Source organism: Paracoccus salipaludis (assembly GCF_002287065.1).
Lineage (GTDB): Bacteria > Pseudomonadota > Alphaproteobacteria > Rhodobacterales > Rhodobacteraceae > Paracoccus > Paracoccus salipaludis.
The window spans coordinates 1-637 of record NZ_NSJZ01000099.1; the positions used below are offsets into that span (position 1 = coordinate 1).

Genomic DNA, 637 nt, shown 5'->3' on the forward strand with positions numbered 1-637 from the left:
GATTCAATAAGATTAAGAAATTGGCAACAGATTTGTGAGACCAAACCCTGCCTTGCACTGAATATCGGAACCAGCTGCCTGGTCTGTGCAGTGGCACAAACGATATACAGCTTGGTTACGTCATGTTTGGTTATAGTTGGGGCATACGGTATCAAACGGTTTGACAAACGCTCTTCCTTTTCTGTAATAGGTTCTAGGGTAATTGAATCAGTTCGACGTAACCGACAGGGAAGGGAAAAAGTCATGGGAGACCGTTTGAAACTCACCAACGACATGGCTTCGTGGCGCCTTATGGTCGGCGCCGCCATCGAGGGCGCGAAGCGGATCGGCTACGACCTCAAGCGGCAACCCGGCCGCGGCCTGAGCAACACCTACGACGCCATCAAGGACGGCAAGACCTCGACCGTCTCGGTGCGCACCACGCGCGACCGCTGGTTCGCCTACCAGCCCGTCGAAGGCGGCACTCGGTGGAAGACACTCGATGAGGTGGAGCTGGTGCTGGTGTCGGCCGTGGACGACCCGGCGGACCCCCGGAACGTGGACGTGTACCTGTTCCCAGCCGATGAGGTGCGCAAGCGCTTCGACGCGTCCTACGCCGCTCGGAGCGAAAACGGCAACACGATGCGCGATGGCTTCG

At 57.6% G+C, this 637-nt stretch carries 1 pseudogene; it reads left to right on the top strand.

Annotated elements, in window-relative coordinates:
- Window positions 1-273: 273 nt before the first annotated feature.
- Window positions 274-637, top strand: a pseudogene (locus CK240_RS17745) (hypothetical protein); the annotation flags it as partial.